This window comes from Pseudomonas oryzihabitans (genome assembly GCF_007665395.1).
Classification (GTDB): domain Bacteria; phylum Pseudomonadota; class Gammaproteobacteria; order Pseudomonadales; family Pseudomonadaceae; genus Chryseomonas; species Chryseomonas psychrotolerans_C.
In genome coordinates, this window is sequence record NZ_VDND01000009.1 from 171,872 (window position 1) to 186,939 (window position 15,068).

At 66.6% G+C, this 15,068-nt stretch carries 13 protein-coding genes; 5 read left to right on the plus strand and 8 right to left on the minus strand.

Annotated features, from left to right (window positions below; translation table 11 throughout):
- Positions 1–49 precede the first annotated feature (49 nt).
- Positions 50–2,311 (minus strand): catalase/peroxidase HPI, encoded by a 2,262-nt coding sequence (gene katG / locus FSV73_RS18590; RefSeq protein WP_145009601.1) that lies wholly within the window; start codon positions 2,309–2,311, stop codon positions 50–52.
- Positions 2,312–2,839: 528 nt separating this feature from the next.
- Here katG and FSV73_RS18595 point away from each other — a divergent pair.
- Positions 2,840–3,214 (plus strand): hypothetical protein, encoded by a 375-nt coding sequence (locus tag FSV73_RS18595; RefSeq protein ID WP_145009604.1) that lies wholly within the window; start codon positions 2,840–2,842, stop codon positions 3,212–3,214.
- Positions 3,211–3,414: a helix-turn-helix transcriptional regulator gene (locus FSV73_RS18600; RefSeq protein ID WP_145009607.1), complete on the plus strand. Its 204-nt coding sequence runs from the start codon at positions 3,211–3,213 to the stop codon at positions 3,412–3,414. Before FSV73_RS18595 ends, FSV73_RS18600 begins: the two co-directional genes overlap by 4 nt.
- A gap of 21 nt (positions 3,415–3,435) precedes the next feature.
- On the opposite strand, the gene fdhE is transcribed toward FSV73_RS18600, so the two are convergent.
- The 4 genes from fdhE to fdnG form a co-directional block, all read right to left on the minus strand.
- On the minus strand, positions 3,436–4,353 hold the full coding sequence (gene fdhE / locus FSV73_RS18605; RefSeq protein WP_145009611.1) for a formate dehydrogenase accessory protein FdhE: 918 nt from the start codon (positions 4,351–4,353) through the stop codon (positions 3,436–3,438).
- A 214-nt stretch (positions 4,354–4,567) separates the two neighbouring features.
- Positions 4,568–5,191, minus strand: coding sequence for a formate dehydrogenase subunit gamma (locus tag FSV73_RS18610; protein ID WP_145009614.1), 624 nt, complete (start codon positions 5,189–5,191; stop codon positions 4,568–4,570).
- Between the two features lie 46 nt (positions 5,192–5,237).
- Positions 5,238–6,197: a formate dehydrogenase subunit beta gene (gene fdxH, locus FSV73_RS18615; RefSeq protein ID WP_145009617.1), complete on the minus strand. Its 960-nt coding sequence runs from the start codon at positions 6,195–6,197 to the stop codon at positions 5,238–5,240.
- The gene (fdnG, locus tag FSV73_RS18620; RefSeq protein WP_145009620.1) at positions 6,197–9,277 is read right to left on the minus strand and encodes a formate dehydrogenase-N subunit alpha; all 3,081 of its coding nucleotides are present in this window, start codon (positions 9,275–9,277) and stop codon (positions 6,197–6,199) included. The genes fdxH and fdnG overlap by 1 nt, the downstream gene beginning before the upstream one ends.
- Positions 9,278–9,771: 494 nt before the next feature.
- On the opposite strand from fdnG, the gene FSV73_RS18625 reads away from it, so the two are divergent.
- Positions 9,772–11,232, plus strand: coding sequence for a SulP family inorganic anion transporter (locus tag FSV73_RS18625; protein WP_145009623.1), 1,461 nt, complete (start codon positions 9,772–9,774; stop codon positions 11,230–11,232).
- A 60-nt stretch (positions 11,233–11,292) separates the two neighbouring features.
- Positions 11,293–12,141: a universal stress protein gene (locus tag FSV73_RS18630; RefSeq protein WP_145009626.1), complete on the plus strand. Its 849-nt coding sequence runs from the start codon at positions 11,293–11,295 to the stop codon at positions 12,139–12,141.
- Here FSV73_RS18630 and FSV73_RS18635 read toward each other — a convergent pair.
- The gene (locus FSV73_RS18635; RefSeq protein ID WP_145009629.1) at positions 12,138–13,022 is read right to left on the minus strand and encodes a DMT family transporter; all 885 of its coding nucleotides are present in this window, start codon (positions 13,020–13,022) and stop codon (positions 12,138–12,140) included. The two genes, FSV73_RS18630 and FSV73_RS18635, sit on opposite strands and share 4 nt — an antisense overlap.
- Before the next feature lie 148 nt (positions 13,023–13,170).
- Here FSV73_RS18635 and FSV73_RS18640 point away from each other — a divergent pair, with 148 nt between their 5' ends.
- Positions 13,171–14,022: a LysR substrate-binding domain-containing protein gene (locus tag FSV73_RS18640; protein WP_186309270.1), complete on the plus strand. Its 852-nt coding sequence runs from the start codon at positions 13,171–13,173 to the stop codon at positions 14,020–14,022.
- Here FSV73_RS18640 and arfB read toward each other — a convergent pair.
- Entirely contained in the window at positions 14,019–14,429 is a 411-nt protein-coding gene (arfB, locus tag FSV73_RS18645; RefSeq protein WP_145009736.1) for an alternative ribosome rescue aminoacyl-tRNA hydrolase ArfB, read from the minus strand. The genes FSV73_RS18640 and arfB overlap by 4 nt on opposite strands.
- A gap of 2 nt (positions 14,430–14,431) precedes the next feature.
- Positions 14,432–15,067 carry a DsbA family protein gene (locus FSV73_RS18650; protein WP_145009635.1) on the minus strand — a complete coding sequence of 212 codons (636 nt, stop codon included), beginning with the start codon at positions 15,065–15,067 and terminating at the stop codon, positions 14,432–14,434.
- Position 15,068: the final 1 nt, after the last annotated feature.

Here is a 15,068-nt window from a genome sequence, read left to right on the forward strand (position 1 = left end):
CCAAAAAAAACGCCTCCCGAAGGAGGCGTTTTCAGTTACCGCGTGGCGTTCAGCGCAGATCGAAGCGATCCAGCTCCATCACCTTGGTCCAGACCTTGACGAAGTCCTTGACGAACTTCTCCTGGGCATCGGCACTGCCGTAGACCTCGCTCAGGGCCCGCAGCTGGGCGTGGGAGCCGAACACCAGGTCGACCCGGGTGCCGGTCCACTTCAGGGCGCCGGTCTTGCGATCGCGACCTTCGAAGGTGGCCTTGTCCGGACCAGTGGCCTTCCACTCGGTCGCCATGTCCAGCAGGTTGACGAAGAAGTCGTTGGTCAGGGTCTGCGGCCGCTGGGTGAAGACGCCGTGCTTGGCGCCGCCCACGTTGATGTCCAGCACCCGCAGGCCACCCAGCAGTACCGTCAGTTCCGGCGCGGTCAGGTTCAGCAGATGGGCCTTGTCCACCAGCAGGAACTCGGACTTGACCTTGAAGTCGCCGCCCAGGTAGTTGCGGAAGCCGTCGGCCCAGGGCTCCAGGTGCCCGAAGGAGTGGACGTCGGTCTGCTCCTGGGATGCGTCCACGCGGCCCGGAGTGAAGGGCACGCTGATCGCATGACCCGCCGCCTGGGCGGCCTTTTCCACACCGACACTACCGGCCAGCACGATCAGGTCGGCGATGGAGACCTGCTTGCCCTGACCCTGGAAGTCGCGCTGGATGCCTTCCAGCACGCCCAGCACCTTGGCCAGTTGCGCCGGCTGGTTGACTTCCCAATCCTTCTGCGGCGCCAGGCGCAGGCGACCACCGTTGGCGCCGCCACGCTTGTCGGAGCCACGGAAGCTGGACGCCGCCGCCCAGGCGGTGCCGACCAGCTCGGATACGCTCAGGCCGGACGCGGCGAGCTTGTCCTTGAGCGCCTTGACCTCGGCCTCGCCCAGGGGCGCAGCGGTGGCCTTGGGCAGCGGGTCCTGCCACAGCAGTTCCTCGGCCGGGGTTTCCGGACCGAGGTAGCGGGCCAGCGGGCCCATGTCTCTGTGGGTCAGCTTGAACCAGGCGCGGGCGAAGGCATCGGCCAGCTGGTCCGGGTTTTCCAGGAAGCGGCGGGAAATCTTCTCGTAAGCCGGATCGAAGCGCAGTGCCAGGTCCGAGGTGAGCATGGTCGGCTGGTGGCGCTTGCTCGGGTCATGGGCATCGGGCACCGCGCCGGCACCGGCGCCGTCCTTCGGCCGCCACTGGTGGGCACCGGCCGGGCTCTTGAACAGCTCCCACTCGAACTTGAACATGTTCTCGAAGTATTCGTTGCTCCAGCGGGTGGGCGTGGAGGTCCAGGTCACTTCGAGGCCGCTGGTGATGGTGTCGCCGCCCTTGCCGGTGCCGTAGCTGTTCTGCCAGCCGAAGCCCTGCTGTTCGAGGTCGGCCGCTTCCGGCTCGGCGCCCACGCTGGTGGCCGGACCGGCGCCGTGGGTTTTGCCGAAGGCGTGGCCGCCAGCGATCAGGGCGACGGTTTCCTCGTCGTTCATGGCCATGCGGCCGAAGGTTTCGCGGATGTCGTGGGCCGAGGCCACCGGATCGGGATTACCGTTCGGACCTTCGGGGTTCACGTAGATGAGGCCCATCTGTACCGCGCCCAGCGGATTCTCCAGCACGCGGCCGGGACCCTCGTTGCGGCTCTGTTCGACCGGATGTTGTTCGGGCTGCGCGGTCAGCACGCCATCGCCGGGCTGCTCCATCTTCTTGTGCTCGCCGTAGCGGACGTCACCACCCAGCCAGACGGTTTCCGAGCCCCAGAACACAGCGTCATCGGGTTCCCAGACGTCCTGGCGGCCACCGGAGAAACCGAAGGTCTTGAAGCCCATGGACTCCAGGGCGACGTTGCCGGTGAGGACGATGAGGTCGGCCCAGGAAATCTTGCGACCGTACTTCTGCTTGATCGGCCAGATCAACCGGCGCGCCTTGTCCAGGCTGACGTTGTCCGGCCAGCTGTTGAGCGGCGCGAAGCGCTGCTGACCCTGGCCCGCACCACCGCGGCCGTCACCGACGCGATAGGTACCGGCGCTGTGCCAAGCCATGCGCACGAACAGCGGGCCATAGTGGCCGAAGTCGGCGGGCCACCACTCCTGGGAGTCGGTCATCACGGCGCGCAGGTCGGCCTTCACCGCTTCCAGGTCGAGGCTCTTGAATTCGCTGGCGTAGTCGAATTCCTCACCCATGGGGTCGGACAGCGACGAGTGCTGGTGCAGGAAGTTGAGATTGAGCTGGTTCGGCCACCAATCCTTGTTGGTGGTACCGCCGCCGGCGGCGTGATTGAACGGGCACTTGGATTCGGTCGACATCTTCTTGGCTACCTCAGGGTCTTGTTCATCCGGTTGTCGGCCGCGACAGCAGCACGGCCTGCAGAAGTCATGGTGACGGCGCCGTCGGGCTAGCGGCGCGACGCACGCAGCGGCTAGTTTCGAGCCGCCGCCAGGGAAAGCCCCACCACGGGCGAAGCGGACGTTTCGTTCATTGTTATCCCCTCATCAGATGGATGCGCCGACGAAGCGGCGCAAGGACCATACTAGACGGCTTCTCGGGCCGGCGTGATAGAAGGTTTTATGCCCGTCGATAGACTGACTCTGGGACATGACCTTCGGGTGACAGCGCCACGGCCCCGCCCTTAAGCACGCGAAACATTCGCCAGCGAACATCTCATCGGGGCAATCGACCCCATCGCCTGGGCGATCCTCATGAAGATCCATCCGAGTAGCCGCGGTCGGTCCTCTAGCCGGTGACAGGCGAAAATACTCGTCAATGGAAAGCCTCCTTTACAAACCTACCCCAGTGCCCATAATGGAAAGCGTCCTTTACCTGGAGAGCCATCGATGAAGCGCTACACCCTTGAATTCACCGCGACCATGCTGCTTTATCTGGTAATCCTGGCCCTGTCCCTGCTCTTGCTGCACCGGTTCGGCGAGAGTCCGCTGCTGATGCGCGCCCTGATTAGCCTGGCGCCCGTGTTGCCGTGCGGCCTGCTCTGCTGGGTGGTGCTACGGGAACTGCGGCGACTGGACGAGCTGCAGCTGCGCATCCAGTTCGAAGCCTTGGCCTTCGCCTTCGCGGCCACGGCGCTGACCACCTTCAGCTACGGTTTCCTGCAGAACGTAGGTGCCCCGCCGCTCTCGTGGCTGATGGTGTGGCCGTTGATGGGCCTGACCTGGATCATCGGGCTGGGCATGGCACGCTGGCGCTACCGATGAAGAACCGGCTCAAGGCGCTGCGTGGCGAGCGCCAATGGTCCCAGCAGGACCTTGCCGAACGCCTGGGTGTATCGCGCCAGACGGTCAATGCCATCGAGAATGGCCGCTACGACCCAAGCCTGCCGCTGGCTTTCCAGATCGCACGCCTCTTCGCCCAACCCATAGAGACGATCTTCGACGACGAGGCCGCCCTACCCTAGCCGGCGGCCCATCGTCTGGCTTCAGCCCGGGGCGAACAGCAGGTTGGGCGCGTGGCGCTCATAGCCCTCTTCCGCCAGGCGCACGTCCAGCGCCAGGCTGGCGAGGTCGGCGGACAGCGGTTCGCTGCGGGCATCGTGGTCGCGATAGAGGTGCTTGAGATAGGTCTTGCAGTGGGCGCAGGTCTCGGCGCGCAGCGGGGCCTTCTGCGCATTGGCGTCGTCGGTGCCCAGGGAGTAGTAGCCCAGGCCCTTGCCGGTCTCGCAATGGCTGCACTTGACCCGCACGAAGTGCCACTCGCAGGCGCACAGCGAGCAGGTGAGGTACCTCAGGCCATTGGCCTTGCCCAGGTGATGGATGACCCCGGCCATGGCCGGCGCGCCACAGCAGGGACAGGTCGTCTGGCTGCCCTGCTCGCGCAGGGCGCTGAAGTCGCTGCGTTGCAGCCAGTGGGTCCAGGCCAGTTGCAGGGCGGCGCCGAGGAAGGGCACCACGGCGGCCGGCACCAGTTCGTAGCTGCCCGCCAGCAGGGCGATGGCCCAGGCCTTGCGCTGGCCGGCATCGGCGTGGCGCAAGGCGTCGAGGGCGGCCTGCACGGGCGACTGCGCGATCTGGAGGGCCGCCAGCAGGGCGTCCAGCGCCGGTAGCCAGTCGCCTTCGCGGACCAGGGTGTCGTAGCTCAGCGGCGGCAGGCCATGCTGCAGGCTCTGGGCGCTGCGCGCCTCGTCCAGCGGCAGGGGGGCGAGGCTATCGAAGACCCGCTGCTGGGCCTCGCACAGCTCGGCCATCAGCAGCAGGTAGTCGCCGAGGGCATTGCCGGCGGCCAGCAGGCGCAGGCGGTCGGCGCGATAGCCGAACAGCTCGCCCCCGGGCAGCAGGATGAAATCGGGATTGACGGCCGCGGCTTCGATTTCGCCGGGCTCTAGGATCTGGCCCGCCATGGCAGGGCTCCTTAGGCAAACAATGGACGATGGAAGATTCAGGATAGCGGGGAGGTTGGGTGGTTGGGCTTCGCTGCGCTCGGCCCAACCTGGAATTGCGGCCCTCACCCCAACCCTCTCCCGGAGGGAGAGGGAGCCAGATCGGTGCGCGGGGGAAATCCCACGCACCTCATCCGTAGGTTGGGTTGAGCACAGCGAAGCCCAACAAAAAGACTCACTTCTTCTCGCGGGTGACCTTCTCGTACCACAGCGAGTGGTGCTTCTTGGCCCAGGCCCGGCTCACCCAGCCGGTCAGCATGGCGCTCACCGAGCCCTTGATCCAGATCCCGGCATAGATGTGCACGATGATCGACAGCACCAGCACGAAGGCGGCGAAGGCATGGGCCAGGGCGCCCAGGCGGATCACCGGGATGGGGAACAGGTGGGCGAAGTACTGCCGCCAGATGACCACGCCGCTGACCAGCAGGATCAGCATGCAGGCCAGCAGCACCCAGAACAGGATCTTCTGCCCGGGGTTGTACTTGTCGATCGGCGGCAGCTTCTCCTCGCGGTTGTTCAGGACATCGTTGATCTGCTTGAGCCACTGGGCGTCTTCGCGGCCGATCTTGTTGTGCCGCCAGAAGCGGATCACCAGGAAGGCGAAGAAGACGAACATCGCCACGCCCATGAAGGGGTGCAGGATGCGTGTCCAGGTGCCGCCGCCGAACAGGTTGGACAGCCAGAACAGCGCGGGGTGGAACAGCGCCAGCCCCGACAGCCCGGCCATGAAGAACAGGATCGCCACGATCCAGTGGTTGGTCCGCTCGTTGGCGTTGTAACGCTGGATTTCAGGTTTCATCTGAAGTCTCCCAAGACGCCCCCGGCCGGACCGGGGGCCTCCGGCTCTAGGGCTGCTTGTCGTGCGGATCGAAGATCTGCACGGACGGACTCAGCTGCTTGACCTCTCCCTTGGGCGCATCGCCCGCGGTGGAGGGCGGCGCCTCGACCACCTCGTCGTCGTCATCGGTCCGGTTGGGGCCGACGCGCACGTAGTGGAAGAAGCCGGCCAGCACCGCCGCACCCATGGCGAACAGCGCCAGGGGCTTGGTGAAGCCCTTCCACAGGCCCACGCTGGGGCTGATGGTCGGATCCTTCGGCAGGTGGTTGTACAGCTGCGGCTGGTCGGCATGGTGCAGCACGTACATGACGTGGGTGCCCCCTACCCCGGCCGGGTCGTACAACCCGGCGTTCTCGTAGCCCCGGCTCTTCAGATCGACGATGCGCTCGGCGGCGTGCTCCTTCATGGCGTCCTTGGTGCCGAAGGTGATGGCGCCGGTCGGGCAGGTCTTCACGCAGGCGGGTTCCAGCCCCACGCCGACCCGGTCCGAACAGAGCGAGCACTTGTAGGCCTTGTTGTCCTTCTTCGAGATCCGCGGGATATCGAAGGGGCAACCGGCGATGCAATAGCCGCAGCCGATGCAGTGGTCCTGGTTGAAGTCGACGATGCCGTTGGCGTACTTGACGATGGCCCCCGGACTCGGACAGGCCTTCAGGCAACCCGGCTCGGCGCAGTGCATGCAGCCGTCCTTGCGGATCAGCCACTCCAGCTTGCCGGCCTCGTCCTCGTGCTCGGTGAACCTCATCAGGGTCCAGGACTCCGCAGTAAGGTCCGCCGGGTTGTCGTAGGTGCCGTGGTTGTGGCCCACCTCGTCGCGCAGCTCGTTCCATTCCGAGCAGGCGACCTGGCAGGCCTTGCAGCCGATGCACTTGGACACGTCGATCAGCTTGGCCACTTCCGCCTGGGTGCGCACGGACGTGTAGGCCGTGGTGGTCGCGGAGCGGGCATAGATATCTTGGCTTGCCATCACGCTTTCTCCACGTTGACCAGGAACGACTTGAACTCGGGCGTCTGGGTGTTCCCGTCACCCACGAAGGGGGTCAGGGTGTTGGCCAGATAGCCCATCCGCGCCACGCCGGAGAAGCCCCAGTGGATGGGGATGCCGACATGGTGCACCGTCTCGCCGTTGACCTGCAGCGGCCGGATGCGCTTGGTCACCACCGCCTTGCAGACGATGTGGCCGCGCTTGGAGGTCACGCGCACGAGGTCACCCGCGGCGATGCCCTTCTGCTTGGCCAGCACCTCGCCGATCTCGACGAACTGCTCCGGCTGGACGATGGCGTTGAGCCGGCAGTGCTTGCTCCAGTAGTGGAAGTGCTCGGTCAGGCGGTAGGTGGTGGCCGCATAGGGGAAGTCCTTGCGGTCGCCGAAGTCCGCCCAGTCGTCCTTGAGCACCCGCGCCGCCGGGCTGTTCAGGGCCTTGCGGTTGTTGGGGTGCAGCGGGTTGACGCCGATGGGCGTCTCGAATGGCTCGTAGTGCTCCGGGAAGGGCCCCTCGGCCAGCTTGTCCAGGGCGAAGAAACGCGCCACCCCTTCGGGGTTCATGATGAAGGGACTCATGCCGTCGGCCGGCTTGGCGTCGATCTTGTAGTCCGGCACGTCGGTGCCGCCCCACTTCTGCGCCTTGTCGTTCCACCACACCAGCTTCTTGCTCGGGTCCCAGGGCTTGCCCTGGAGATCCGAGGAGGCCCGGTTGTAGAGGATGCGCCTGTTGTTCGGCCACGACCAGGCCCAGCCCAGGGTCTGCCCCATGTGGAAGGGATCACTGTTGTCACGCCGGGCCATCTGGTTGCCCTGTTCGGTCCAGGCCCCGCAGAAGATCCAGCAGCCCGAGGCGGTACTGCCATCGTCCATCAGCTGGCCGAAGCCGGCGAGTTGCTGGCCGGCCTTGGCCGAGACCGCGCCCTTGGCGTCCAGCACGTCGGTGACGGCGTAGCCGTTGAACTCCTTGGCCAGTTCCTCGGGCGAAGGCTCCTCGGGCTTGGCGTAGGGCCAGGACAGCCCCAGGATCGGATCGGGGAAGGCCCCGCCGTCCTTGGCATAGGCCTCGCGCAGCTTGATGAACAACTCGGACATGATGGCGATGTCACTGCGCCCTTCCCCGGGTGCCTCGGCGCCCTTGAAGTGCCACTGCAGCCAGCGGCTGGAGTTGACCAGGGAGCCGTCTTCCTCGGCGAAGCAGGTGGTGGGCAGCCGGAACACCTCGGTCTGGATGTCCGCGGTCTTCACGTCGTGGTGATCGCCGTGGTTGCGCCAGAATTCCGAGGTCTCGGTTGCCAGCGGATCCATGATCACCAGCCACTTGAGCTTGGACAGCCCGCGCAGCACCTTGGCCTTGTTGGGGAAGGCGGCGATGGGGTTGAAGCCCTGGCAGACGTAGCCGTTGACCTGGCCCTTGCCCATCATGTCGAAATAGCGCAGCACATCGTAGCCGGCGCCGGTGACATCGACCTTGGGCAACCAGTGATAGCACCAGTCGTTGTCCTTGGTGGCCTTGTCGCCGTACCAGGCCTTCATCAGGCTGACATGGAACTTGCCGTAGTTCTGCCAGTAGCTCAGTTGGCCCGGGCGCAGCGGCTTGCTGGCGCGCTTGGTGATGAAGGCGTTGTAGTCCTGCTCGCCGTCACCACCGATGGTCAGGTAGCCGGGCAGCTGGATCGACAGCAGGCCGAGGTCGGTGAGCCCCTGGATGTTGGAGTGACCGCGCAGGGCGTTCATGCCGCCACCGGGCAGGCCGATGTTGCCCAGCAGCAGCTGCACCATGGCGCCGCAGCGGATGATCTGCGCGCCGATGGAGTGCTGGGTCCAGCCCAGGGCATAGAGGATGGTCATGACGCGACCGGGCGCCGAGGTCTCGGCGATTTCCGCCCAGATCTTCTGAATGGCATCGGTCGGCGTGCCGCAGGTCTGGCTGGCCACTTCCAGGGTGTAGCGGCTGTAGTGCTGCTTCATCAACTGGAAGACGCAACGCGGATCCTGCAGGGTCGGATCGATCTTGACGAAGCCGTCGTCGCCGATCTGGTAGCCCCAGTTCACCTTGTCGGTATAGGTGCGCTTCTCGGCGTCGTAGCCGTTGTAGAGACCGTCCTCGAAGGTGAAGCCTTCCTTCACCAGGAACCCGGCATCGGTGTAGTTGCGGACGTACTCCTGCTGGATCTTGTCGTGGGTGATCAGGTAGTTGATCAGCCCGCCCAGGAAGGCGATGTCGCTGCCGGTGCGGATCGGCGCGTAGTAATCCGCCACCGAGGCGGAACGGGTATAACGCGGATCGACCACGATCAGCCGGGCGTTGTTGTGCGCCTTGGCCTCGGTGACCCACTTGAAGCCGCACGGATGCGCTTCAGCGGCATTGCCGCCCATGATGAGGACGAGATTGGCGTTCTTGATGTCACTCCAATGATTCGTCATCGCACCACGGCCAAACGTCGGGGCAAGACCTGCCACCGTCGGGCCGTGTCAGACGCGTGCTTGGTTGTCGAAGGCCAGCAGGCCCAGACTCCGCGCGATCTTGTGCGTCAGATAACCGGTTTCATTGGAGGACGCCGAGGCGGCCAAAAAGCCCGTGGTCAACCAACGATTGACCGTCTGGCCCTGGTCGTTGGTGGCGATGAAGTTGGCGTCGCGGTCTTCCTTCATCAGGGTGGCGATGCGCCCCAGCGCCTCGTCCCAGCTGATGCGGGTCCACTCGTTGCTGCCGGGCTTGCGGACTTCGGGGTACTTGAGGCGATTGGGGCTGTGGATGAAATCCAGCAGACCGGCGCCTTTCGGGCAGAGGGTGCCACGGTTGACCGGATGGTCGGAGTCGCCCTCGATGTGAATGATGTTCTGGGCCACGTTCTTGGCCCGGTCACCCATGCTGTACATGATCAGGCCGCAGCCGACCGAGCAATAGGGACAGGTGTTGCGGGTTTCCACGGTGTGCGCCAGTTTGAAATGGCGCACCTGGTCAGCGAAGGCGGCGGTGGGGGCCATGCCTAACGCCGCCAGGCTGGATCCCGCAAGGCCGACTCCCGCGACCTTGAAGAATTGCCGACGGTTCATATCCACGGTTCTTATCCTCGTTTCAGGCTGGGCCCGGTGCATAGCCAGGCCCTGAGGCAAGAGTACCTCAATCATTTGGCTTATCGAGCGCTTCGCTCCTGTCGCCGATCAATGGAAGGCCACCTTCCGTCCTCAACCCGGAGCTGCCCGCCGATCCCCCCGTGCCTCAAACTCGGTCGGCGTTGCTCTGCCGGCACCGGGTCATCACCCGCCTTACCCGCGCGGGTCAATCGGCCGTGGACCGCTGACGGCTGGCGAAGGGCCTTCGGCGCGACCCGTCTATCCCGTCGATTCGGCAGCGCCGACAAGTCATGCTAAGCTGGCTAACTTTCCTCGCGCTGCCTTCGGACCCCGCCCCCATGTCCAAGCACCTGCCGACGCCGCCATAGCAACACCCCTCCTCCGGTAACCGCCCCATCACGGCGTGTGCCCGCTTCGTCCTGCCCTGTCATCTCTTCCCGGTCGCGCCCTGCCGTGCCATCGCCCGTTCTGGATACGCCATGAAAAGTGCTTCTCCCCGCGCCGACATCCTGGCCGGCCTCACCACGTCCTTCGCCCTGGTGCCCGAGTGCATCGCCTTCGCCCTGGTCGCCCAGCTCAATCCGCTGATGGGGCTCTATGGCGCCTTCTTCATCTGTACCCTCACCGCGCTCTTCGGCGGCCGCCCCGGCATGATCTCCGGTGCCGCCGGCTCCATGGCGGTGGTCATCGTCGCCCTGGTGGTGCAGCACGGCGTGCAGTACCTGCTGGCCACGGTAGTGCTCGGCGGACTGTTGATGATCGCCTTCGGCCTGTTGCGCCTGGGCAAGCTGATCCGCATGGTGCCGCACCCGGTGATGCTGGGTTTCGTCAACGGCCTGGCCATCGTCATCGCCCTGGCCCAGCTGGAACATTTCAAGCAGGGGGGCGCCTGGCTCAGCGGCGCGTCGCTGTACCTGATGCTCGGCCTGACCGCGGCGACCATGGCCATCATCTGGCTCTTGCCGCGGCTGACCCGCGCCGTGCCGCCGGCGCTGGCGGCCATCCTCGGCGTCGGCCTCGCGGTCTACCTGTTCGATCTGCCGACGCGCACCCTGGGCGACATGGCCCATATCGCCGGCGGCCTGCCGCAACTGGCCTGGCCGGACATCCCCTGGAATCTCGACACCCTGCGGATCATCCTGCCCTATGCGGTGCTGATGGCGCTGGTCGGCCTGCTGGAAACCCTGCTGACGCTGAACCTCACCGACGAGATCACCGAGAGTCGCGGCTATCCCAACCGCGAGTGCGTGGCGCTGGGCGCCGCCAACCTCGTCTCGGGGCTGTTCGGCGGCATGGGCGGCTGCGCCATGATCGGCCAGACCATGATCAACCTGAGTTCCGGTGGTCGCGGGCGACTGTCGGGGCTGGTCGCCGGGGTGCTGATGCTGCTCTTCGTGCTGTTCCTCTCCCCGCTGATCGAGCGCATTCCGCTGGCGGCACTGGTCGGCACCATGTTCGTGGTCGCCCAGCAGACCTTTGCCTGGGCCTCGCTACGGGTGCTGCACCGGGTGCCGCGCAGCGACATGCTGATGATCGTGGCGGTCACCGTCATCACCGTGTTCGCCGACCTCGCCATCGCCGTGCTCTGCGGCATCGTGCTGGCGGCACTCAACTTCGCCTGGCAGCACGCGCGCCGGCTCTATGCCGACAGCCACCTGGACACCGACGGCAGCAAGAGCTACCAGGTGCACGGCACCCTGTTCTTCGCCTCCACCGCGACCTTTCTCAACCAGTTCGACCCGGCCGGCGATCCGCCCAGGGTGGTGGTGGACTGCCGCCACCTGAGTTTCGTCGACTACTCCGCCGTGGCCGCGCTGCGCACCCTGCACGAGCGCTACGCCAAGGCCGGCAAGCGGGTACGGGTGCTGCACCTGTCAGCGCGCTGCAAGCAGCTGCTGCGCCGCGGTGGCGTGAGCGACGACCTCGCCCTCGGCGATTGAACCCCGGACGCCGCCGCCGGGTCTGTCCCAGCAATGTCCTCTGTCCGGAGACCCGCGGCCATGTCCAAGATCCTCGCCTGCCTCGACGGCTCAGCCGTCAGCGCCGCCGTCTGCGACTTCGCCGCCTGGGCCGGCACTACCCTGGATGCTCCGCTGACCCTGCTGCATGTGCTGGATCAGCGGCGCTTTCCCAAACCCGGCAACGGCACCCCGCCGCCCCTGCTGGTCAACCGCGAACACCTGCTCACCGAGCTAGCCGCGCTGGACGCCCGCCGGGGCAGCCTGGCCGAGGACCAGGGGCGACTCCTGCTCGACGCGGCGCAGCTGCGGGTGGAAGAACGACAGGCCCGCTGCGCCGGGGCGGTGCTGCAACACGGTGACCTGATGGGCTCCCTGGAAAGCCTGCAGGAGGACTTCGACCTCATCGTGCTGGGGCGCCAGGGCGAGGACAGTCCGCCCAAGCGGCTGATCGGTCGCCACCTGGAAAGCGCCATCCGCCTGTTGCACCGCCCCTTGCTGGTGGCCGGCCATCAATTCGTCGAGCCCAAGGGCGTACTGCTGGCCTACGACGACAGCAGCAGCGCGCGCAAGGCAGTGACCTGGGTCGCCCACTGCCGCCTGTTCGACGGCCTCGCCTGCCATGTGGTGACGGTCGGCCGCGAGCGCGAAGAACGCCGCGCCGCCCTCGCCCGCGCAGCCGACGAATTGACAGCCGGAGGCCGCCAGGTCACCACCGCCATCACCGATGGCGACGTCGAGCTGGGCCTGGAGCGCTACCGCAAGCAGCACGGCCTGGAACTGGTGGTGATGGGCGCCTACGGACATTCACGGCTGCGGCATTTCTTCATGGGCAGCAACACTCGCAACATGCTGGAAACCGCCGGCAGTGCGCTGATCGTGGTGCGCTAGCGGACGGTGGAGCGTCGCCCCCATTGCACCACGGCGATCCCCAGCAGGATCACCCCGGCCGCCGCCACCTCCCGCAGGCCGACGGCTTCGCCATTGGCCCAACCGATGCACAGGGCGACCGCGGGGGTCAGATAGGTCGCCGCCGCCGAAGCGACCGCGCCCAGGCGTTCGAGCAGGGCGTAATAGAGCAGGAAGGCCATTCCGGTCCCCAGCACACCCAAGCCAAGCGTTACCCCCGCCAGCGCCCGTGGGTACTGCCAGAGCGTCGCCATGCCGGCGGTATCGGTGACCACCAGCAACACCGCCAAGGCCAAGCCCATCTGCCAGGTCACCAAGGCCAGGGGCGGCAGGCCATGGGGCGCCAGATAGCGGCCGACGTAGACGTAGGAGCAGCCAAACAAGGCGGCGGCGCCCAGCATCCAGAGTACGCCCCGGCCATCCAGCTCCTGACTCGCGGCCTGCCAGGGGGCGATCAGCAGGACCACGCCGAGAAAGCCCAGCAGTACACCTCCGCACATGGCCGCAGTGGGCCGCTCCGTGCGCAGGAACACCAGGCTGGCCAGGGTGGTGAATAAGGCGATGGTACCGCCCAAGACCCCGGCGACGGCGGATGGCAGCAGCGTGGTGCCCTTGGCGATGGCGAAGTAGTAGAAGGCCGTGGCCAGCAGTGCCATGACCAGGAACTGCGGGAGCAGGCGCCCCTGCTCCCACCGCAGCACGCCCCGCCGCCAGGCCACCAGGGCCAGGGGCACGAAGCCACAACCGACCCGCAGCAGTGTCATCTGGGCCGGCGAGATGATCTCCACCGCCAGCTTCATGTAGATGAAATTGGCGCCCCAACAGAGGCCAAGCGCTCCGAACAGTGCTGCGGTAAGTCCCATATCCCCCTCCTGGCGACCTTGGCCGAATCCTCTGCTAGAAGCCCCTATGTAGCGGATTTCGGTAAATTCCTGGCACGCTATCCACTGCCTTCAGCCAGTAGCCAAACTAGGGTCAGGAACCATGGCAGCCAGCCCACGCTTACCGTCGTTGAAAGCACTGCAAGCCTTCGAAGCCACCGGCCGCCGGGCCAGCTTCCAGGCAGCGGCCGTGGAACTCTCCGTCACCCAGGCGGCGGTCGCCCAACAGGTGCGCCAACTGGAGGAGCGCCTGGGTTTTCCACTGTTCCTGCGCCAGCGCCGCGGCGTGCGCTTGACCGACCGCGGCCACGCCTATTTTCTCGAGGTACAGCGCGCCTTCGACGTGCTACGGGAAGCCACCGACGCCCTGCTCAGGCTCAAGCGGATCGTCACCGTCAGCGTGACGCCCAGCTTCGCCGCGAAGTGCCTGATCCCTGCGCTGCCCACCTTCGCCAGCGCCCATCCCGCTATCGAACTGCGGGTGCTGGCCAGCGATGTCCTGGTCGACTTCGCCCGGGATGGCGTCGACCTGGCCGTGCGCCTCGTCCGCCGTCCCACCCTGCGAGGGGTGATGGCGGACTTTCTCTTCGCCGACCTGGTGGTAGTGGCCAGCCCCGCACTGATCGGCGCCCAGCCGCTACCCCTGAGCGGCGCGGCGCTGGCCCGCTATCCGCTGCTCAACGATGGCCAAGCCGACTGGTCGGCGGTGCTGGAGGGCGAGCCGGCGCACCAGGAGCTGCACATGAACCAGGCCGCCCTGGCCATCGACGCCGCCCTCGCCGGCCAGGGGCTGGCCATGGTCAATCGGCGCTTCGTGCACGAGGCCCTGGCGAGCGGTCGACTGGTCCAGGTGACGGCGGAGCCGGTATCGACCGAGTTGGGCTATTACCTGGTGATGCCCAGCCGTAGCCGCCAGGACGCGGCGCTGGTGGCCGTCGGCGACTGGCTGAAGACATTGGCGCGTGAAGAAGCCGAGGCCTAGAAATCCACCCGCCCACGGCTGGCCTTGAGGCCGCTGCGGCGGGACTTGCCTTCCAGGCGGCGCTGCTTGGAGCCATAGGTCGGCTTGGTGGGGCGCCGGGGTTTTTCCGGGACGTTGGCGGTAGCGATCAGGGCGGCCAGGCGCTCCAGGGCGTCGGCGCGATTCTGCTCCTGGGTGCGGTACTGCTGCGCCTTGATCACCACCACGCCGTCACGGCTGATGCGCTGGTCGCGCAGGGCCAGCAGGCGCTCCTTGAGTGCCTCCGGCAGCGAGGAGGCCTGGATGTCGAATCTCAGGTGGACGGCGCTGGAGACCTTGTTGACGTTCTGGCCACCGGCGCCCTGGGCGCGTACCGCGGTGAGCTGGATCTCCTGCTCGGGCAGCGTCAGGCGCTCGTCGATGACCAGACTCACGCCGGTTGCGCGCCGCGGGTCAGCCAGGCGTCGAGCAGCGGCTCCAGCTCAGCCAGCGGCTGGTAGCCGTTGGTGATCAGGGCCAGCTGGCCATCGCGTTCGGCCAGCAGGGTCGGAAAGCCGGCGATGCCCAGATTCAACGCCCAGTCGAAGTCCGCCTGGGTGGCCTGGTGCGCGGGCTCACCGTCGAACAGCGGGGCGAATTCGATGCGCGGCAGGCCGCTGGCCTCGGCCAGAGCCACCAGCAGCGCCGGCTGGGTGACGTCGCGGGCCTCGACATAGAAGGCCTGCTGGATGCGCTTGGCCAGCCCCCAGACGGCGTCTTCGTCGAGCTGGCGCGCGGCGACCAGGGCACGACAGGCCGGCTCGGTGTCGTACACCAGGCCTTCCGGCGGCCCCACATCCAGGGCGAAGGGCTGGCCGGTGGTTTCCTGCACCGCCTGCCAGTAGGCCAGGGTGCGCACCCGGCTGGCGGTGTCCTGGGCCACCCGCTCGCGGCGCAGTCCACCCACCACCAGGCGCAGGGGAATGCCCTGGGCGGCCGCCCGCTCGGCCAGGCGATCCACCACCGGGGCGAAGCCCCAGCACCAGGAACACATGGGGTCCATCACATAGAGCAGGCGACCGGGCATC